Raw genomic sequence first — 19,094 nt, 5'->3', positions numbered from 1 at the left:
TAATCCAGCCGTGAAGACCATGTACGACTCGATTGAGGAGACGACGACATGTCCTACCCGACCGGGGGCTCCGGGTACAACACACCCCAGCCCTCAGCGCCATCCAGTCAGAGCCCGGCGACGGGTGGTGCCACTTCAGGTTCGAGCGCTACCGGTTCCGATGCCAAAGGTCTGCCGTTCTTCCTGGTGGTCGGCGTAGCCGCGCTCGGCGTGATCAACTTCCTGCTCGGCTTCCTGCCGTTCCTCGGCAGCAAGCCCATCGATATCGGCGGCCGCAGGGTCAGCGCACCGGAAACGGCCAACTTCTTCGAGGTGGCGTCCGGCACGCCGCTGCTGGGTCTGCTGTTGCTGGGCGGCCTGCTCGCCGCGCTCTCGCTGCTGCCGAAGCAGAACTGGATCGGCGCGGCCGCGGCGGCTTCGACCGCGGGCTTCATCGCGCTGCTGTTCCAGTCGTTCAACTTCGGTGAGGGCAGCGAGCTGAAGGCGGGTGCGTACGTCCTGCTCGTGCTGGCCTTCGCGCAGGCGGCGGTGTCGATCGCCGCGGCGCTGTTCGACGCGGGCATCCTCAAGGCCCCCGCGCCGCGCCCGGCCACCGCGCCGAGCGGTTTCGCCCAGGGCGGCTACGGCCAGCAGCAGCCGTCGTACGGACAGGGTCAGCAGTCCTACGGCCAGGGCCAGCCCGGTTACGGAGCCAGCCCGTACGGTCAGGCGGGCTACGGCGCTCAGGCCGCGCCGCCGCAGTTCCCGTCCCAGGCGGGGCAGCCCTCGCCCTACGGGCAGCAGCAGAGTCAGGCGGGGTACGGTCAGGCGCAGCAGGGTCAGTCGTACGGCCAGCCGCAGTCGCCCTACGGGCAGAGCCAGCAGACCACGGCCTATGGCGCGTCCCAGCAGCCGGGTTCGCCGTACGGCGCGCAGCCGCGCCCGGACGAGAGCGTCACCCAGCACTTCGGCGGCCAGCAGCAGACCGGTCAGCAGGCGCCCTACGGTACGCCCGGCTACGGCCAGCAGCAGGCGCAGCCGAGCCAGCAGAACAAGCCGTTCGGCGGCGAGCAGAGTGGCGATCCGTCCTCGGATGCCACCCAGGCGTTCCGTCCCTCGTCGGACGACAACAACAACAAGTAGGAACTCAGCGGCGCCCCCCCGGCGCGGCGGTCGCGTGCCTGCGGCGCGCCTGACCCGCTCGCGCCGGGGAGGATGCCACGCTGAATTGCCATGAGCTCCTCCAGAAACTCCTCGACCCGCCGGATCGGCGGGTCGCGTGCGTCGCAGCCGCCCCCGGACGCGGACGAAGACGGGTTTCTGTCCCTCACCCCCGAGCGGTCCAGGGTGCTCATCGCGGTCGCGGGCCGCCCCTCGGCCTTCGGGCTGACCACCCTCGTCGTCCTCGTCTTCGTCACGCTGCTGGCCTCCGGCAGCGATCTGGACGGCACCTCCGGCGCGATCGCCGCCTCCTGGCTGGGCGTGCACCAGGTTCCGCTGGTGATCGGCAAGACCTCGCTCGGACTGCTTCCGCTGTTGCCGACCGCGCTGCTGGTCTGGCTGGCCGCACGGGAATGCGCGCACGCCGTGGAACCGCAGTCCACCAGGGCGGATCTCGGATGGATCGTGGGCGCAGCGGTGGGCGGTCCATTGCTGGTCACCTCCGTCTGCCTCGCGGTCACCGAAGACGCTTCCGGTGTCATCGCACTGCAACCGCCGAATACCCTCGCCGCCTTCGCCTGGGTCGCGGCGCTGTATCTGCTCGCCGCCGCCATCGGTATCGCCGTCCGCCTCCGGCGACAGCTGTTCGCGCTGCTGCGCCTGCCCGATTGGGCGGTATCCGGTCTCTACGGCGCGGGGCGTTCGGTCCTGCGACTGCTGGGCTGCGCGACGGCGGTCGTGGTGATCTCGTTCCTCGCGCACATTTCCCGGCTGGGTGAGATGTATCAGTCGGCGGGCAACTTCGGAGGCGTCCTCGGCCTGACGCTGCTCTCGCTGGCGTATGTGCCGAACCTGGCCATCCAGACCGTCGGTGTGCTGGTCGGTTCCAGCGCGCAGATCGGCGCCGCGTCCTTCGGGGTGTTCTCCGTCGTCGGCGGCCCCATCCCGGCCTTCCCACTGCTGGCCGCCGTGCCGACCGGTCCGGCGGCGGGATGGTGGCCGGTGTTGCTGGTGGTTCCCGCCGCGGTCGGCGTGCTCGGCGGGCTCGATCTCGCGCGCACCTCCACCGACCGGATCACCGCGCCGTGGGCCACGCTCACCTCCGCCGGGCTCGCCGCGCTCGCGCTCACGCTGGCCGGCGCGGTGGCGGGCGGCGAACTCGGCGCGGTCGGCCGGGTCGGGCTGGACCTGCCGGTGTTCCCCTTGATCACGTTCGCCTGGCTGGCCGTTCCCGGCTACGCGGGCCTGGCGTTCGCGCGATGGTTCCTCGTGCCGGTGGGCGTTCCACCGGGCGACTACACCGATCCGTACGACGACTACCTCGACGAGGACGACGCCGACGACGACGCCTATTACGAAGCGGACGACGGCGACTACTACGAGGACGACGACTACTACGACGACTATGAACGGCCTGAGCTGGAAGCCCCGCTGGACGCCGAACTCGTCGACGATCCGCCCGCGATCGAGTCCGGCGGCCGATACCACCACCACGCCACATCGGACATCGTCGACGCCGAAGTGGTCGAGGCGGACCTGCCGGACAGTGACCGGGTGGACGGTCGTTAGGCTCTAACCGGCGGTGCCGCATCCATCCGCCATCCGATCGATCAGGGAGTAGAGCGCTGACGTCCCCGCATGCCTCGTGGAAGCCGGCAGCGACGCCGGCCACCGTCGTCGTGCTGGCGTCGGGCACCGGCTCACTGCTGCGTGCCCTGCTGGACGCCACGGCCGTACCCGGCTACCCGGCGAAGGTCGTCGCGGTCGGCGTCGACCGGCTGTGCGCCGCCACCACCCACGCCGACGCCGTGGGCATACCGCATTTCCGGGTGGCGCTGAAGGACTTTCCGGACCGCGCCGCGTGGGATGTGGAGCTCACCGAGAGCGTCGCCGCGCACGGGCCGGATCTGGTGGTATCGGCGGGTTTCATGAAGCTGCTCGGTCCCGCCTTCCTGGACCGGTTCGGCGGCCGGATCATCAATACCCATCCCGCCCTGCTGCCCGCCTTCCCCGGCGCGCACGGCGTGCGTGACGCGCTCGCCTACGGCGCGCGGGTCACCGGCTGCACCGTGCATCTGGTCGACGAGGGCGTGGACACCGGGCCGATTCTCGCGCAGGAGGCGGTGCCGGTGCTGCCGGGTGACGACGAGGCCGCCCTGCACGAGCGCATCAAGGTTGTCGAGCGACGGTTGCTGGCGGAGGTCGTCGCCGCCGTCGCGACGCGAGGCATTGTCTCCGACGGACGAAAGGCAGTTATCCCAGATGAGCGAGTTCTCCGGTGAGTGAACGCAAGCCGATCAGCAGGGCGCTGGTGAGCGTCTACGACAAGACGGGTCTCGTGGAGCTCGCGACCGGTCTGCACGCCGCGGGCATCGAGCTGGTCTCGACCGGTTCCACCGCGGGCAAGATCGCGGACGCGGGCATCCCGGTGACCAAGGTCGAGGACCTGACCGGGTTCCCGGAGACCCTGGACGGCCGGGTCAAGACCCTGCACCCGCGGGTGCACGCGGGCATCCTGGCGGACTCGCGCAAGCAGGAGCACGTCGACCAGCTCGTCGAGCTCGGCGTCGAGGCGTTCCAGCTGGTGGTGGTCAACCTCTACCCGTTCACCCAGACCGTGGCGAGCGGGGCGACCCCGGACGAGTGCGTGGAGCAGATCGATATCGGCGGGCCGTCCATGGTGCGCGCCGCGGCCAAGAACCATCCCTCGGTGGCGGTGGTCGTCGACAGCGGCGACTACGACGACGTGCTGGCCGCGGTGAAGTCCGGCGGTTTCACGCTGGCCGAGCGCACGGCCCTGGCGGCCAAGGCGTTCCAGCACACCGCGAGTTATGACGTGGCGGTCGCGAGCTGGATGACCAACGTGCTGGCCACGGGCGACGCGGCCGAGGACACGGCGATCCGGTTCCCCGAATGGCTCGGCGGCACCTGGGCGCGGTCGGCGGTGCTGCGCTACGGCGAGAACCCGCATCAGTCCGCCGCCCTGTACACCAACGGCGACGGCAGCCTCGGACTGGCGCAGGCGCGGCAGTTGCACGGCAAGGAGATGTCGTACAACAACTACGTCGACGCCGACGCGGCCTGGCGCGCCGCCCATGACCACGAGGCCCCGGCCGTCGCGATCATCAAGCACGCCAACCCGTGCGGCATCGCCCTCGGCGCCGACATCGCCGAGGCGCACCGCAAGGCGCACGCCTGCGACCCGGTCAGCGCGTTCGGCGGCGTGATCGCCACCAACCGTGAGGTCACCGTGGAGATGGCCGAGCAGGTCGCCGAGATCTTCACCGAGGTCATCGTCGCGCCGTCCTACGCAGACGGCGCGGTGGAAGTGTTGCAGCGCAAGAAGAACGTGCGCATCCTCGTCGCCGAGCCGCCGCGGCGCGCGGGCGCCGAGCTGCGCCCGATCAGCGGCGGCGTCCTGCTGCAACAGCGCGACGTGCTGGACGCGCCGGGCGACGACCCGGCCGATTGGACCCTGGCCGCGGGCGAGCCCGCCGACGCCGAAACGCTCGCCGATCTGGCGTTCGCCTGGCGCGCTTGCCGGGCCGTGAAGTCCAACGCGATCCTGCTTGCGCACGAGGGTGCTTCGGTGGGTGTCGGGATGGGCCAGGTCAACCGCGTGGATGCGGTCGGCCTCGCGGTCCAGCGGGCCGGGGACCGCGCCAAGGGCTCGGTGGCGGCCTCCGACGCCTACTTCCCGTTCCCGGACGGTCCGCAGACCCTCATCCAGGCCGGTGTCCGCGCCATCGTGCAGCCCGGTGGTTCGGTGCGCGACCAGGAGACCATCGACCTCGCTCGCGAGGCCGGCGTCACCCTCTATCTCACCGGGGCCCGCCACTTCGCCCACTGAGATCGGTAGTCCTGGAACGCCGCGTCGGATCGAAGGTCCGACGCGGCGTTTTGGTTCCACCGGAGATGACGCGGCCGTGGAACATCGGCGCAAGCCGGTAGCTACCTGGCCTCCCGGGTGGGAAGGCGGAGGCGAATCCGTGCGGCGCGGAGTCCCCGGCCGTGCCGCACGTCGTCCTAGGCCGCGCTGAGCACGGTGCGGTTGCCGAGCGGTTCTTTCAGCGGCACCTCCAGGGTGCCGAAGACCGCGATCATCGTGCACATCCGGCCGACCGCCTCGGCGCGGCTGCCCGAGCGCAGTTCGACGGTGACCGTCGACGCGGTCTCGGTGACCGTGGCGTCCACGCCATAGCACTCCGGCGACCCGGTTTCGAAGTTCACCGCTATCTTGTTGTCCGCCAAGCGAGTCCACGATCGGAAGGGGATCGGGTGCGCGCCGACGACGGCCGGATCGGCGGTGAACTCGTTGCCCTGGTTCCCGCGTGGATCCTCGATCGGCGTCTGCGGCGCGGCGCTCGACGTGGCGCTCGTGCTCTGCGGTGCCCCCGCGTCGCCGGAGCCGCCGCAGCCCCCGGCGGCGAGGCAGGCGAGTACTACGGCGACAGCTGTGGCGGCGCGTCCGGCCTGGATCCGATCCATACCGCCACCCTAGTCCCGGCGTCGCGTCGCGTAGCGCACCGCGGGTGCGTTCGCACTGGGACGAACCCCACAGTGAACGTTCCGCGAACCCTGCGCGTAACAGCTCCGAAAACCGTTCGGGGGCAGTAAGTTCTGCGGGGATGCGCGCCGGGACGTGGTGGCGCGCGTCCATGTCGGATGCTCTACCAGCTTTTTCTGGAAAGGAAGTATCGTGGTCGACACGCTGCGCGTAGGCGAAGAACTCGGGCGGGGGCAATCGCTCCAGGGCGGGGCCTACACCCTCACTTTGCAGGACGACGGCAATCTAGTGCTGTCCGAGCCGGGCGGAAATGTGGTGTGGGCCACCCAAACTCATGATCAGGGCGTCGAGCGGGCCGTGCTCCAGGAGGACGGCAACTTCGTGCTCTACAAGAGCGACGGCGCCGCGTGGGCGACCGAGACCAACGGCCGGGCGGCCGATCGGCTCGTCGTGCAGGCCGATCGCAACGTCGTGCTGTACGGCGCCGACGGCGGCGCGCTGTGGGCTTCCGGCACCCACACCGACACTCCGCTGCCCGCCCCGGAACCGGAGCAGGCGCCGGAGCCCGAACAGGTCGCGGCTCCGGCCGCCGAGGAGGTGCCGCCTCCGCCTCCGGCTCCCGAGCCGCGCACCTACACCGTCGAGCCGGGCGACACCCTGTGGGCGATCGCCGAGCGTTTCTACGGCGACGGAAACCGCTACCAGGAGATCGCGGACGCCAGCGGCATCCCGAACCCGGACGCGATCAACCCCGGCCAGGTGCTGACCATCCCGTGATCCGGCCGGTCCGGTCACCGCGATGACAAAGACCCCCGGTGCGCACGCATCGGGGGTCTTTCCGCTTCGCTCGTCTCGCGCGGTCGGCCTACCGGCTGGTGAACGGCAGCAGGGCCATCTCACGGGCGTTCTTCACCGCGACAGCGACCTGGCGCTGCTGCTGCGGGGTGAGCCCGGTGACCCGGCGGCTGCGGATCTTGCCGCGATCGGAGATGAACGTACGCAGCAGGTTCACGTCTTTGTAGTCGACCGTCTCGATGCCGGCGGCGATGAGCGGGTTCTTCTTCGGACGGCGGGCCTGTTCGGCGCGGACCTTCTTCGACGGTGCTCGCTTGACTGCCATATGACGAGTTCCTTCTCGAGATCAGTGGTTGTCTACCAGCTCGATTTGCGCACACCGGGCAATTCGCCCCGGTGGGCCATCTCGCGCACACGCACACGGGAGAGTCCGAACTTCCGGAGATGACCGCGCGGTCGTCCGTCGGCGGCGTCCCGATTGCGCAATCGTACCGGACTGGCATCGCGCGGCTGCTTGCGCAGTTCTGCCCGGGCCGCCGCGCGTTCGGACTCCGGCGTATCCGGCTTCCGGATGAGATCCTTCAGCTCGGCGCGGCGTGCCGCGTAGCGCGCCACGATCGTCCTGCGCTGCTGATCGCGCGCGATCTTCGACTTCTTGGCCATCTCAGCGCTCCTCGCGGAAGTCGACGTGCTTGCGCACCACCGGGTCGTACTTGCGCAGTACCAGGCGGTCCGGGTCGTTGCGGCGATTCTTGCGGGTCACGTAGGTGTACCCGGTGCCCGCCGTGGACTTCAGCTTGACGATCGGGCGGATGTCGGTCGATTTCGACGCCATGGGTCGCTCCTCAGATCTTGTCGCCGCGGGCCCGGAGCCGGGCCACCACGGCCTCGATCCCGTCCCGGTCGATGGTCTTGATGCCCTTGGCGGAGACGGTCAGCGTGACGCGCCGGCCTTCGCTGGGCAGGTAGTAGGTCTTGCGCTGGACGTTCGGGTTCCAGCGGCGGCTGGTCCGCTTGTGCGAGTGCGACACGGACTTACCGAAGCCGGGCTTGCGCCCGGTGACCTGGCAGTGGGCCGACATCCGGACTCCCTCCAGTAGATGACAATCATTTTCGACAACGGCTGTCCAGCAATGTACCGTTGCCCTACAGCAAATGAAAATCGTTACTGAAAGGAGTTCCGGTGGCGGCGGCAGATTCCCCACCCGAGTCCGACCGCAGAACGCCCGTGGTGGTGCTCGCCGGTTTCGCGGGACTCGCCGCGACGGGCGTCGATCGCGCGGCCGCGGTGCTGGGCATGGCTCCGGGCACCATCGTGGTCCGCCACGATCTGACGCAGCTGCGGGAAGGCATCGTGCACCGCACGGTGCGCACCGCGACGCGGGAGACCTCGGCGGTGCTCGAACTCGCGCACGGCTGCGTCTCGTGCACGCTGCGGATGGATCTGCTTCCGCTGTTGCGCACTCTCTCCCAGCGTGAATCGGTGGAGCGCATCGTGCTGGCGCTGGACCCGGCGTTCGAGGCGGAAGCGGTGTGCCAGGCCATCGAGCATGTCGTGGTCGCCGGCGTGCACGGCCGCGTCGACGGCCCGGCCGGGCGCGACGTACGGGTGGACGCGGTTGTCACCTGCTTGGACGCGGGCGCCTGGCTTCCCGACGCGACCGGGGACGAGACGCTCGCCGAACGCGGCCTCGCCGCCGCCGACGACGACCGCACGGTGGCGCAGGTCGCGGTCGGGCAGGTCGATTTCGCCGATGCCGTCATCGCCTTGGGCGCCGTCACGCCCGAAGCGCTGCTCGCGGACATGGCGGTCGACCGCGGCAAACTCGCCGCCGTCCTGGCCCGGTTGGTCCCCGGCGCGCCGATCGCCTGGGTGGACGAGCCGGACTCCATCACCCCCGCGCTGGCCGAAACGCTGCTCACGCGCGTCCCCGCCGATTCGCGCCGCGGCAGGATCTTCGACGCGCACGCGCCGCTGCTGCGTGGCCGACCGCCCTTGACCGGTGACTACGGCGTCGAACTCGTGGAGTTCGCCGCTGCGCGGCCCTTCCATCCCGCCCGCTTGCACCAGGCTCTCGACGTGTTGCTCGAGGGCGTGGTCACCGCGCGCGGGCGCGTCTGGCTGGCCACCCAGCCCGACGAGGTGGTGTGGCTCGAATCCGCTGGTGGCGGCCTGCGGGTGGGCGGTGCCGGGCGCTGGCTGGCCGCGCTGCCGGAAGAGGAACTGGCCGAAGCCGATCCGGAGCGCCGCGCGATGGCCGCCCTGCGCTGGGACGAGCGATTCGGGGACCGGGACGTCTCGCTGTCGATCCTCGTGCACGACGCCGATCCGGCGGAGATCCGCGAAGCGCTGCACTGGGCGCTGGTGGAGGACGACGAACTGAGGCTGGTCGAGCGGGCGCCGGAGCGAGTCGCCCAGTGGGAGGACCCGTTCGGGGAATGGCACGCCGACCCGTGCGCGAACGGCGACCAACCGGGACAACCCGTAGAGGACGCGAAAAGCCCGAGAGGAGAGGCGAAATGAAGAAAGGGATCCACCCGGACTACCACTTGGTGGTCTTCGAGGACGTGAACACCGGCAAGCGATTTCTCACCCGGTCCACTGCCACCGGCACGCGCACCGTGGAGTGGGCGGACGGCAACACCTATCCACTGCTGACGGTGGACGTCACCGCCGACTCGCACCCGTTCTGGACCGGTGCGCACCGCGTGCTGGACACTCAGGGCCGGGTGGAGAAGTTCGAACGCAAATACGGCAAGCGCGCACGGAAGGAATCCTGAGATGGCGGTACCGAAGCGGAGGATGTCGCGGTCGAACACTCGCAGCCGCCGGTCGAATTGGAAGGCCGCGCCGGTGGATCTGGTGCCGGTGACCGTCGCGGGCGTCGTGCACAAGGTGCCGCGCCGGTTGGTCGCGGCCGTACGGCGCGGCCTGATCGACGTCGAGAAGCTCTGAGCGGTACGCGCCGAAAGCGTCGTGCAGCCCTTCGCCGCGCGAGCGCCTGGTCTCGACGGGCGATTGCTCGGCCGATGCCGACGTGGCTCCGGATGGGCAGGACGCTGGTCAACCGTCCGGAAACGGCCACGTCGATGCCGTCGGAGGAGAATTTTGGGCCAGCCATCAGGCGTGTAGGCTAATGTTCAGCAAACTATGTGTCCCGCATCACGTCGCACTATTGCGCGGGAAGCGATTGCGATCGGATAGCCAGGCGGTGAATCCCGGACCAATGGTCGGTTTTCGGCGGAGGAAAAGTTCACCGAAAATGGTGCGCTCACAGCCCGATACCGGTACCCTCGTCGTCGAGGGCGGGTTCTCTTGGTTTCCAAGAGAACCCGTCCATCGCCAATTCCGGGGCTGTTCGCCGGTTTCCGCTCTCCCGAGTCGCTCTCGTCCACCGGGCTACGCGGCTTCGATCGCCGCGCCGGTGTGAGACTCAGTTTTTCGAGGTCAACGCCGCCGGTCCGTCGTCACCGCCCGGCACGCGCCGGACGCCACCGTCGTGTCCAGGCAGCCCGGGCAGGTCCGGCAACAGGGCCTCCAAGCGCGCGAGCTGCTCGCCGACCAGCGCCGCGGGACCCTCGATCAGCGACAGCGGCCACGGCCAGTGCCGCCCGTTCCAACGTTCCACCTGGTCGGTCAGTTCGGCGGTCGTCGCCTCCAGTTCGCTGATCTCGGTGCGCAATTCGCCGACTTGCGTTCGCAATTCGGCGGATTCGCGCTCCAATGCGGCGATTCGCGCCAGTGCCGCGGCCAATCCGTCCACCAGCGTCCGATTCCGGCCGTCCGCGTCGGCGCCCAGTTGCGGCCAGCCCGACAAGCCGGGTCCGCGCAGCTGGATCTGGATGTCGCGCAGCACTTCCTCTTGTTCCGGCGTCACGTCCGGATCCTCCCGTCCCACGAAATCCCACTGGCCGAAATCGGTCGTCTCGGCCTCGTTCACGTCACAAAGCACGCCGCCGACCGTCACCTGGCGCAGCGTCTGATGGATCGCGCGTCTGGTCTCCACGTTCGTGCCGGACCAGGCGTCGGTCTGCCATGCCCACGTCGCGTACCCCGCGTCCAGTGCGCGGCTGACCGCCCAGTACCCGCCGTAGATACCGACGTTCGCGCGGCCGAGCACGGTCGCCGCACCGTCCAGATAGGCGTTGACGCGTAGCTGATCCTGCTGTGAAGCGTCGAAATCCGCCGAGAAATAGATCGGCCGGTCCACCCGGCCGCCGCAGCGCAGTACCTGGGCGAGGGCCGCGCGCGCGTCCACGATGCCCGCACCGTAGCCGTCCAGCATCCGCGCGGCCGTGGTCTCCCAGTTCGAGACGATCGAGATTCCGTGCGCCCGCAGATCGTTCGCCTCGGCCGGGGTGAGCAGCTTTCCGGGCAAGCTCGGTCCACCCTCGGACAGATACCGCACCACGAAGTCGTACCCCGCCGCCCGAATCGCCGCGCCCCCCGGACGTCCCGCGGCGTAGTCGAGACCGAAACGCATGGCCTCCACTGTAAGTGGGCCGGGCGGGTGAATCCGGGGCATCGCCGAATCCGCACCGCCCGCGGGGATCGGTCAGCGCGAAACGGACGAACAGCCCCGTTCCGCGCCGTGAATCCGAACCGTGGGCCGTGTGATTCGCCGTTGTCGGCGACCGCGGGTCAGCGGACGGGCTGCAGCTTCGGCCGCCGCACCTTCGGCGGGCCGGCCAGTTCACGGCGATCCGGCGCGATCAGCACCGCGGAGATCGGCACGGTCAACGCCAGCAAGCCGATGACGAACATGGGGAACACGAAGTCGAACAGCTCGACGCCGCCGGGCACCTTCGCCGTCCGGTCCACGTCGAAATGCAGCGCGGCCAGCGCCGTGTAGTACGTGGCGGACACGCCGACGCCGAACAGCAGCACGGTCGCGGCGCGGGCCAGCGGGAAGCGCATGGTCTGGAACAACCATAGCGTCGCGGTCGCGGTGATCACCCCGATCACGGCGGAGACGGCGGCCAGCCAGGTCGTCACGCCGACCGATCCCTGGATCTCGAGTGAGCCGATGCCGAGGTAGTGCGTGACACCGATGCCGAGGCCGAGCACCACACCGCCGGGCAGCAGCAGCGTCAGCCGAGGCGTGCGCCCGATGATCAGCAGCGCCGCGAAGACGGCCGCGATGGACACCACCAGGGCGGAGATCAGCCTGCCCGGGTCGTACCGCATCGCGCTGCCGGGCACTTTGAGGCCGAGCATGGCCACCGAGGTGGCCAGCCACGCCCCGACGCCGCCGAGCGAGATCGCCGCCGAGACCAGCCACACGAGCCGGAACTGGACCGAGCGCGCGCCGTGCACGATGCAGGCGAAACCGACCACCGCGCCGAGCACCGAGATGCCCAGCGAGAGCGCGATCATCCAGTAGCCGAGGGCGAACTGGTCGACGGACGCCCCGCCTGCGGCCAGCACCGCGACCTCACGCATGGCGGGCGGTCCCTTCCAGCTCGCTGGCTTTCAGCTGAGCGATCGCGTACTCGGTGACCGCGGCGAGCGCCTGACGCACCTCCATCGCGTTGCGCGCGTCGATGTCCACGATCGGCACGCCCTCGCGCACCGACAGCGCCTCGCGCAGCTCCGCGATGGGGAAGCGCGGCGCGTCCGGGAAGCGGTTGACCGCGATCAGGAACGGCAGCTTGCGTGCCTCGAAGAAGTCGACAGCGGCGAAGCTGTCCTCCAGCCGCCGGGTGTCGATCAGCACCACCGCGCCGATCGCGCCACGGATCAGGTCGTCCCACATGAACCAGAACCGCCGCTGCCCCGGCGTCCCGAACAGGTAGAGCACCAGGTTGCCCGGCAGGATGATCCGGCCGAAGTCCATGGCGACGGTGGTTGTCTCCTTCTCCGGCGTCTCGGCGAGATCGTCGATGCCGTCGGAGTATCGGGTCACCATCGCCTCGGTGCGCAGCGGAACGATCTCCGACACCGCGCCGACGAAGGTGGTCTTGCCCGCGCCGAAGCCGCCCGCGACGACGATCTTCGTCGAAGCGACCCGATTCTCGAAGCCGTCCGGTCCGGGGGCGTTTCCCGGTCCGAGATTCGCATTTGGCCCGGGATGTCCACTGGGCCCCAGATTCCTATAGGGCGCGGAGTCCACGCAATGTCCTCTCCATCAGGGAACGGCGCTCGTCATAGCTCGCCTCTTCGGTCAGGGTCGAATGCACGCGCATGGTGCCATCGACGACGAGGTCGCCGATCACCACCCGGACCATGCCGAGCGGCCGGTCCAGATGTGCCGCGATCTCCGCGACCGACAGGCGGTGCGTGCCGAGCCGGAGTATCTCGGTGCGGATATCGCCGGTCGGCCAGTCGAGATGTGCAGTGTACGACAAGGTTTCGATGACCGCCTCCAATGGCAGGTCGATCGCGGGTTCGGTACGCCCCGAGGTCAGGGCGTAGGGCCGGACGCGCGTTGTCGGGCGTGGTCCAGGGCCGTATGGGTTGGACATCTCACGCTCAGACAGCGGTGCGCGCGGTCGCGGTGACCACCGAACCCACCCGATCGACGAGCAGCGCCATCTCGTAGCCGATGCGGCCGATGTCATGCGACTTGTTCGCCAGCACGGCCAGATGCGAGCCGTTGCCGACGCTCATCACCAGCAGGTAGCCGCGCTGCATCTCCACGATCGACTGCATCACCTTGCCGCCGTCGAACAGCGAGGCCGCGCCCATGGAGAGGCTGGCGAGCCCGGCGGTGACTGCGGAGAGCTGTTCGGCGCGATCGCTGGGCAGATGCGGACTGGTGGCCTGCAACAAGCCGTCCGCCGATACCAGCACCGCATGGGACACGCCGGGCACATCGCGGGTGAAGCGGGCGACCAGCCAGTTCAGATTCTCGTCTGTGGTGCTGTTGTTCGCGTTGGTCATGCAAGCCCTCCGTCGTTGTACTGCGCATTGGCCCGCCCGCTGCGGACCCCACTGAGATGCCTGGTCAGGTTGTTGCGAATTTCTTCCGGATCACGCGGGCCCGCGTCCTCCACCGGCGCCAGGCCGCCCGGCACCAGCTGGGCGCCCGGCCTGCGGATCGGCAGCCCGCCGACGGTGCGCGCGGTGGTGGTCGGATGACTCGCATCCTCGGCGGCCAGCCAGCCCGCGTCACCAGGCGAGGACCACGAGCTTTCCGGCGATTGCGAAGTCGAGGGCTCGACCAGCCATTCCGAGACCATGCGCTGATAGATCGGGGTCGGGGACGCTCCGGCGACCGGCTGGAGCCGGGAGGAGGTCACCGTCGCGGGTTCCGGTGCCACCTCCTGCGGCTGGTCGACGGGTGCGGCAGGCTTCCGGATCGGAAGACCGGATCGCGCGGTGGTCTGCGGCGCGGGCGCTTGGCTCGGCACGGTCGGCGTGGGGCCGGTCGCCGGCTCGTCGTCCTTCACCTCGGCCCACAGATCGGTGCGCGCCGGCTTCTGCTCCCGTTCGACGGCGTGTTCACCGGTGGTGGGCGTCACCGGGGCGAACGGACCGGTCGGGGTGCGGTCGTCGGTGCGCGGCGTGAGCACCGGCCACGGCTGGGTGGGCGGCTGATCCGCCGGGTTGACCGCCCGGCCGACCGGCGTGGAGACCGTGGGCTGGTCGGGGGCGTCGGCCACGCGGATGGCCGGACGACGCTGCGGCAAGCCGGAACTCGTCACGCCGAAACGCGCGGTGTCGCGCTGCGGCAGGCTCGGCACCGGAACCAGGTTGCGCGGGTGCGCACCGGTGGGCTGCGTGACGTGCGGGGGCAGGTGATGCTCGGCGGTCAGGTCGAGCGGCTTGCCCGCCGGGTCGGTGACGTCCATCGGCGGCGCGACCAGCGCGCCGGGCAGGTGCACGCTGGCGGTGATGCCCGGCTGCTGCGCCATTGTGGACGTGCGCCGCAGGCTGACCGTGATGGTGTGGCGCTTGGCCAGCCGGCCGACGACGAACAGGCCCATGCGGCGCGCGGTCTCGACCGTCACCTCGCCACCGGAGGCGAGCCGATCGTTGGTCGTCTGCAAGTCCTCCAGCGACATGCCGAGGCCGCGGTCGGTGATCTCGATCAGGTAGCCGCCGTCCACCGCGCGCGAAACCATCACCGTGACCGGCGTGGTCGGCGGCGAGTAGCGCAGCGCGTTGTCGATCAACTCGGCGAGCAGGTGCTCGATGTCGACGGCGGGCTCGCCCGCCACGATGCCGTCGGGCACCGCGCCGATCTCGACGCGCTGGTAGTCCTCGACCTGGGAGACCGCGCTCCACAGCATGTCCGACAGCGGCACCGGGTGCAGCTGGCCGCGGCGCAGCGCGGTACCGGCGAGCACCAGCAGGTTGTCGCCGTTGCGGCGCATGCGGGTGGCCAGGTGGTCGAGGCGGAAGAGGCTCTGCAGCCGGTCGGTGTCGTCCTCGTCGTGCTCGAGGTCCTCGATCAGCGCCAGCTGTTGCTCGACCAGCGATTGGCTGCGGCGGGACAGGGTTTCGAACATGTTCCCGATCTGCAGGCGCAAGCGGGCCTGGTCGGCGGCGAGGTTGAGCGCCTGTTCGTGGATCTCGTCCACGGCGCGGGCCAGCTGGCCGATCTCATCGGTGGTGTGCACCGCGACCGGGGTGATCTCGGGAGTGGTGCCGCCCGCGCGCACCACGGCCAGCTCGTCGGGCAGCTTGATGTGCGCCACTTCGAGCGCGTCCCGCCGCAGGCGGCGGACCGGGACGACCAGGGTGCGCGCCACCGAGAGGGCCAGCGCCAGGCCCGCGAGCAGCATGCCGATGACGATCGTCGTCTCGCGCAGCGCACCGGTCTGCGCTTCGGTGGTGCGGGCGGCCAGCGCGGCGTCGATGGTGTCGATCAGCTGCGCGGTGGTCTTCTCGTAGGTATCCGAGCTGACCAGCAGCGAGTCGATGACGGCCGGGTTGGACGCCGGATCGGCGACGTTCTGGCTGAACGTGCCCAGACGGGTCTGCACCGCGTCCAGCAGCGGGCGCATATTGCCCGCGTAGTCCGGCAGGATCTGCGCGTACTGGTAGATCATCGTGATCTCGGCGCCCGCCGCGACCAGCACGCGCGGCCGCACGCTCGGGTTGCGGCCCGCGTCCGGCGAGCCGATCAGCATGCGCTGCTGGGTGAGCACCCGCCGGGCGGTCTGCACCGACGCCAGCTGGAGGAAGTACCGCTGGATGACCAGGTCGTCCACCGACGGCGACAGCGCGAGCGCGTTGCCGATGCGGACCATGATCTCGTCGGACTGCTCGCCGACCATGGCGGGCGAGCCGTTGCGCAGGCTGTTGCGCATCGTGGTGCCGGTGGCGATGGCCGAGGCGAGTTCGGAGGTGACCCGGCCGCTGACCTTGGTGGTCTGCAAGGCGCCTTCCAGTTCGGCCAGGGCCTGGTCGAACTTCGTCAGCGCCGCGTCGGTCTGCGGGTCCGCGGTATTGCCCCAGGTGGCGGTCGCGGTGACGCCGAGTTGCTCGGTGGCCGAACCGAACTTGACGATCGGCCGGATGATGATCGCTTGTTCGGTCGCCGCGTCCAACTGCGCCATGGTACGCAGTTCGTTGTTGATTCGGAGCACGGCGAAGACGGTGGCCAGCAGCACCGGAAGCACCAGCACCACGCCAACCTTGCGGGTGACCGACCAGTTCGACAGGCTGAATTGCCAGGACCGCGGTGCAGCTTCCATCCGCTTCCGTCGCCTCCGCTTCACCAGTGACCTCGGGCGCGCGTGGCTGTTCGGTATTGATTCAACCCGCAAAGAACCAACTAGAGGTCTTCTTTTTTACCGCACGGAACATACCGTGCAGAGGGGTCATCGGCAATCCGGGGGAGTCGGTCTTCAATTTACCGAATATGGCTATAGAGAACGTGTTTCGCGGTGGAATGCGTAAGGGACGCGTCAACTTCTCGGCGGGGCCCTGGAAGAGCCTGGTCACCCGGGGTTGACGCGGGCGACGCGCCGGGGGTTCTGGCGGGTGTGCGCCACGGCGTGTCGAGAGCGCCCTCTCAGTTACCTCTCAGTCGGTGCGGTCAAACTGGGGGCATGCGCATTCTAGTGGTCGACGACGATCGGGCGGTCCGGGAATCGCTGCGCCGGTCGCTGACGTTCAACGGCTACTCCGTCGATCTCGCGGTGGACGGTGTGGACGCGCTGGAGAAGGCAACCGTCCAGCGACCCGACGCGCTCGTCCTGGACGTGATGATGCCCCGGCTCGACGGACTCGAGGTCTGCCGCCGTCTGCGCAGCACCGGCGATGATTTGCCGATTCTGGTTCTCACCGCGCGAGATTCGGTATCGGAGCGGGTCGCAGGCCTGGATGCCGGGGCGGACGACTATTTGCCGAAGCCTTTCGCACTGGAAGAACTGCTGGCCAGGCTGCGCGCGCTGCTGCGGCGGACGACCGCGGGCCCGGGTGAGGCATCGGAGGAAATGAAGTTCGCTGATCTGTCGCTGGATCCGGTGACTCGCGAGGTGTCCCGAGGCGCCCGGCCGATCAGTCTCACCCGCACCGAGTTCTCACTGCTGGAAATGTTGATGGCGAACCCGCGCCGGGTGCTGACCCGTAGCCGCATTCTCGAGGAAGTCTGGGGCTACGATTTCCCAACCTCGGGAAACGCGCTCGAGGTCTACATCGGTTATCTGCGCCGCAAAACCGAGGCCGAAGGCGAGCCGCGGCTGATTCACACGGTGCGCGGCGTGGGCTATGTGCTGCGTGAAACGCCACCGTAGGTCCAGGGATATGGCACGCACCACACCCAGACGCCCCGCCGTCGCCGCACTCGGCCAGCGGCCGCCCGAGCCCGCGGACATGCGGCCGCCCATGCCGCTGACGCGGTCGGTCTCGCTGCGCTGGCGGGTGACGCTGCTGGCCGCCTCGGTCGTGGCGATCGCGGTGGCGGTCACCTCGATCGCGGCCTACGCGCTGGTGGCGCGCGCGTTGTACGCCGACGTGGACGCCCAGCTGCGCAGCCGTTCCACGGCCGTGATCGCCAGCAATCCGTACGGGTTCAACAACCTGAATCTGATGGTCGCCGCGGCCTTCTACGACGACACCGGCATCGCGCTGATCTATCCCGACCTCCGGCGCTGGCTTCCCCCGCAATCCACCGATCCGCCGGTCGGGAACCAGGAGCTGGCCGTGGCGCGCGGCGAGCGCAGTTCGTCGTTGCGCACCGACGGCAACCAGCGCGTGCTGGCGGTCTACACCAACTCGGGTGCGACGCTGGTCATCTCCCAGCGGCTGGACCGCACCAGGGAGGTGCTCGACCGGCTCGCGTGGCTGCTGTTCGTGGTCGGCGGCTGCGGCGTCGTGCTGGCGGCCGCTGCGGGCACGGCGGTCGGGCGGACGGGTCTGCGGCCCATCGCGCGGCTGACGGCGGCCACCGAGCGAGTCGCCCGCACCGACGACCTGACTCCGATCCCGGTCACCGGTGACGACGAACTGGCAAGGCTCACAGAAAGTTTCAACACCATGCTGCGCGCGCTGACCGAGTCGCGCGATCGGCAGCGCAGGCTGGTCGCCGACGCCGGACACGAACTGCGTACGCCGCTGACGTCGCTGCGGACCAACATGGAGTTGCTCATCGCTTCGAGCCGTCCCGGCGCTCCCCGAATCCCGGACGAGGACATGGCCGGACTGCGCGCCGACGTGATGGCCCAGATCGAGGAGTTGTCGACCCTGGTGGGCGATCTGGTGGATCTGGCGCGCGAGGACGCGCCGGAAACCGTCTACGAGCGCGTGGATCTGGGCGAGGTGGTGGAACGCGCACTCGAACGCGCCCGCCGCCGCCGCACCGGCATCGAGTTCGTCGCCGATCTGCGCCCGTGGTTCGTCTACGGGCACGAGGCGGGCTTGGAGCGCGCGGTGCTGAACGTGCTGGACAACGCGGCCAAGTGGAGCCCGGCCGGCGCGCAGGTCCGCATCCTCATGCGGGAGAGCGGCCCGGGCCTGCTCGAGCTGTCCATCGATGACGCGGGTCCCGGTATTCCGGCGGCGGAACGCGAGCTGGTGTTCGAGCGTTTCTATCGCGTCATGTCGTCGCGATCGATGCCGGGCTCCGGCCTCGGTCTGGCGATCGTCAAGCAGGTGGTGACAAAACACGGCGGCACCATCGCGATCGATACCTCGCAACGCGGCGGCGCCGTTGTCCGCATCGTGTTGCCCGGCGAGCCGGGCGCGCCGGTGTCCGATTGACGCAATACCGGGCGACGGAAGTCTATTTCCGACAGAATGTCGAGTGCTGTGCGAAATATTCATCGTCGGCCGGGTATTTCGATTGCTCCGATTGGTTTGCCGCAGGATTTGAGACATGAAGTAGTCAGTGGTTCTATCGCAGTACCGGCTGCACAGCTCTCGGAAAACTGAAAGCGCGGTCTCAGTCCGCTCTCAGTCGCCGTGGCCAATCTGGTCGGGACGCGAGGAGAAACGAGGAGTCCATGACCGAGGATTCGAAGGATCGCCGGGAGCCGGGCCCGCAGGCCGCGGGCCCGTTCGGGCCGGGGGACGCGCATGCCGCCGGTTACGGTCCGCAGGAAACGCCGCATCCCACCGCGCAGTACCCGCCGCAGCACCATCCGGCCGCGCCGTTCCAGGGATATCCGGCGTCCTTCGGTCCGCCGAATGATCCCACTCGACCGCACGGCCCGGCCTATGGCGCCCCGCCCGCCCCGCCGCGGCGCCCGTTCCGCGCGG

At 69.5% G+C, this 19,094-nt stretch carries 21 protein-coding genes and 1 pseudogene; 11 read left to right on the top strand and 11 right to left on the bottom strand.

Going from position 1 to position 19,094, the window contains the following annotated elements; genetic code table 11:
- The first annotated feature begins 48 nt into the window (after positions 1 to 48).
- The 4 genes from NG1_RS32475 to purH all read left to right on the top strand — a co-directional run bounded on the left by NG1_RS32475 (position 49) and on the right by purH (position 4,990).
- Positions 49 to 1,122, top strand: coding sequence for a DUF5336 domain-containing protein (locus tag NG1_RS32475; RefSeq protein WP_062977317.1), 1,074 nt, complete (start codon positions 49 to 51; stop codon positions 1,120 to 1,122).
- 90 nt (positions 1,123 to 1,212) lie between these two features.
- On the top strand, positions 1,213 to 2,709 hold the full coding sequence (locus NG1_RS37240) for a cell division protein PerM (protein ID WP_062977315.1): 1,497 nt from the start codon (positions 1,213 to 1,215) through the stop codon (positions 2,707 to 2,709).
- Positions 2,710 to 2,765: 56 nt separating this feature from the next.
- Complete coding sequence (purN, locus tag NG1_RS32465) at positions 2,766 to 3,422, top strand: phosphoribosylglycinamide formyltransferase (protein ID WP_062977312.1); 657 nt, start codon at positions 2,766 to 2,768, stop codon at positions 3,420 to 3,422.
- The gene (gene purH, locus NG1_RS32460) at positions 3,419 to 4,990 is read left to right on the top strand and encodes a bifunctional phosphoribosylaminoimidazolecarboxamide formyltransferase/IMP cyclohydrolase (RefSeq protein ID WP_062977309.1); all 1,572 of its coding nucleotides are present in this window, start codon (positions 3,419 to 3,421) and stop codon (positions 4,988 to 4,990) included. The genes purN and purH overlap by 4 nt, the downstream gene beginning before the upstream one ends.
- Positions 4,991 to 5,166: 176 nt before the next feature.
- On the opposite strand, the gene NG1_RS32455 is transcribed toward purH, so the two are convergent.
- On the bottom strand, positions 5,167 to 5,628 hold the full coding sequence (locus NG1_RS32455) for a hypothetical protein (RefSeq protein ID WP_062977307.1): 462 nt from the start codon (positions 5,626 to 5,628) through the stop codon (positions 5,167 to 5,169).
- A 211-nt stretch (positions 5,629 to 5,839) separates the two neighbouring features.
- On the opposite strand from NG1_RS32455, the gene NG1_RS32450 reads away from it, so the two are divergent.
- Entirely contained in the window at positions 5,840 to 6,424 is a 585-nt protein-coding gene (locus NG1_RS32450; RefSeq protein WP_062977305.1) for a LysM peptidoglycan-binding domain-containing protein, read from the top strand.
- A gap of 88 nt (positions 6,425 to 6,512) precedes the next feature.
- Here NG1_RS32450 and rpsR read toward each other — a convergent pair whose 3' ends face one another.
- The 4 genes from rpsR to rpmB are packed head-to-tail and all read right to left on the bottom strand — an operon-like array spanning position 6,513 to position 7,524.
- Positions 6,513 to 6,767 (bottom strand): 30S ribosomal protein S18, encoded by a 255-nt coding sequence (rpsR, locus tag NG1_RS32445; RefSeq protein ID WP_011211513.1) that lies wholly within the window; start codon positions 6,765 to 6,767, stop codon positions 6,513 to 6,515.
- Between the two features lie 32 nt (positions 6,768 to 6,799).
- Complete coding sequence (gene rpsN, locus NG1_RS32440) at positions 6,800 to 7,105, bottom strand: 30S ribosomal protein S14 (RefSeq protein WP_062977303.1); 306 nt, start codon at positions 7,103 to 7,105, stop codon at positions 6,800 to 6,802.
- A 1-nt stretch (position 7,106) separates the two neighbouring features.
- Positions 7,107 to 7,277: a 50S ribosomal protein L33 gene (rpmG, locus tag NG1_RS32435; protein ID WP_019049259.1), complete on the bottom strand. Its 171-nt coding sequence runs from the start codon at positions 7,275 to 7,277 to the stop codon at positions 7,107 to 7,109.
- Between the two features lie 10 nt (positions 7,278 to 7,287).
- Complete coding sequence (gene rpmB / locus NG1_RS32430; RefSeq protein ID WP_039801141.1) at positions 7,288 to 7,524, bottom strand: 50S ribosomal protein L28; 237 nt, start codon at positions 7,522 to 7,524, stop codon at positions 7,288 to 7,290.
- Between the two features lie 101 nt (positions 7,525 to 7,625).
- Between rpmB and mrf the strand changes: the two genes are divergently transcribed.
- Genes mrf through rpmF form a run of 3 tightly spaced genes read left to right on the top strand, consistent with a single transcriptional unit; the run spans position 7,626 to position 9,398 of the window.
- Positions 7,626 to 8,966: a ribosome hibernation factor-recruiting GTPase MRF gene (gene mrf / locus NG1_RS32425; protein WP_062977300.1), complete on the top strand. Its 1,341-nt coding sequence runs from the start codon at positions 7,626 to 7,628 to the stop codon at positions 8,964 to 8,966.
- Entirely contained in the window at positions 8,963 to 9,223 is a 261-nt protein-coding gene (locus NG1_RS32420) for a type B 50S ribosomal protein L31 (RefSeq protein ID WP_040869871.1), read from the top strand. The genes mrf and NG1_RS32420 overlap by 4 nt, the downstream gene beginning before the upstream one ends.
- A gap of 1 nt (position 9,224) precedes the next feature.
- Positions 9,225 to 9,398 carry a 50S ribosomal protein L32 gene (rpmF, locus tag NG1_RS32415; RefSeq protein WP_040869869.1) on the top strand — a complete coding sequence of 58 codons (174 nt, stop codon included), beginning with the start codon at positions 9,225 to 9,227 and terminating at the stop codon, positions 9,396 to 9,398.
- Positions 9,399 to 9,876: 478 nt separating this feature from the next.
- On the opposite strand, the gene NG1_RS32410 is transcribed toward rpmF, so the two are convergent.
- The 6 genes from NG1_RS32410 to NG1_RS32385 all read right to left on the bottom strand — a co-directional run bounded on the left by NG1_RS32410 (position 9,877) and on the right by NG1_RS32385 (position 16,087).
- Positions 9,877 to 10,926, bottom strand: coding sequence for a DUF1906 domain-containing protein (locus NG1_RS32410; protein ID WP_168434061.1), 1,050 nt, complete (start codon positions 10,924 to 10,926; stop codon positions 9,877 to 9,879).
- A 158-nt stretch (positions 10,927 to 11,084) separates the two neighbouring features.
- The gene (locus tag NG1_RS32405; RefSeq protein WP_062977297.1) at positions 11,085 to 11,885 is read right to left on the bottom strand and encodes an MHYT domain-containing protein; all 801 of its coding nucleotides are present in this window, start codon (positions 11,883 to 11,885) and stop codon (positions 11,085 to 11,087) included.
- Positions 11,878 to 12,435: a GTP-binding protein gene (locus tag NG1_RS32400; protein ID WP_040870011.1), complete on the bottom strand. Its 558-nt coding sequence runs from the start codon at positions 12,433 to 12,435 to the stop codon at positions 11,878 to 11,880. The genes NG1_RS32405 and NG1_RS32400 overlap by 8 nt, the downstream gene beginning before the upstream one ends.
- A gap of 100 nt (positions 12,436 to 12,535) precedes the next feature.
- Positions 12,536 to 12,907 carry a DUF742 domain-containing protein gene (locus tag NG1_RS32395; RefSeq protein ID WP_040782732.1) on the bottom strand — a complete coding sequence of 124 codons (372 nt, stop codon included), beginning with the start codon at positions 12,905 to 12,907 and terminating at the stop codon, positions 12,536 to 12,538.
- Between the two features lie 7 nt (positions 12,908 to 12,914).
- Positions 12,915 to 13,325, bottom strand: coding sequence for a roadblock/LC7 domain-containing protein (locus tag NG1_RS32390; protein ID WP_039801134.1), 411 nt, complete (start codon positions 13,323 to 13,325; stop codon positions 12,915 to 12,917).
- A complete protein-coding gene (locus tag NG1_RS32385; RefSeq protein ID WP_062977295.1) occupies positions 13,322 to 16,087 on the bottom strand; it encodes a sensor histidine kinase in 2,766 nt (921 codons plus the stop codon). Before NG1_RS32385 ends, NG1_RS32390 begins: the two co-directional genes overlap by 4 nt.
- 357 nt (positions 16,088 to 16,444) lie before the next feature.
- Here NG1_RS32385 and NG1_RS32380 point away from each other — a divergent pair, with 357 nt between their 5' ends.
- From NG1_RS32380 to NG1_RS32370, 3 genes and pseudogenes are all read left to right on the top strand, one after another.
- Positions 16,445 to 17,131, top strand: coding sequence for a response regulator transcription factor (locus NG1_RS32380; RefSeq protein WP_062977293.1), 687 nt, complete (start codon positions 16,445 to 16,447; stop codon positions 17,129 to 17,131).
- Positions 17,132 to 17,141: 10 nt separating this feature from the next.
- Positions 17,142 to 18,596, top strand: coding sequence for a sensor histidine kinase (locus NG1_RS32375; protein ID WP_040869865.1), 1,455 nt, complete (start codon positions 17,142 to 17,144; stop codon positions 18,594 to 18,596).
- A gap of 242 nt (positions 18,597 to 18,838) precedes the next feature.
- Positions 18,839 to 19,094 (top strand): annotated as a pseudogene (locus tag NG1_RS32370) (hypothetical protein); the annotation flags it as partial.

The organism is Nocardia gamkensis NBRC 108242 (assembly GCF_001612985.1).
Taxonomy (GTDB): Bacteria; Actinomycetota; Actinomycetes; order Mycobacteriales; family Mycobacteriaceae; genus Nocardia; species Nocardia gamkensis.
Note: the sequence above shows the minus strand (reverse complement) of the source record. Positions and strands in the feature narration are given on the sequence as shown.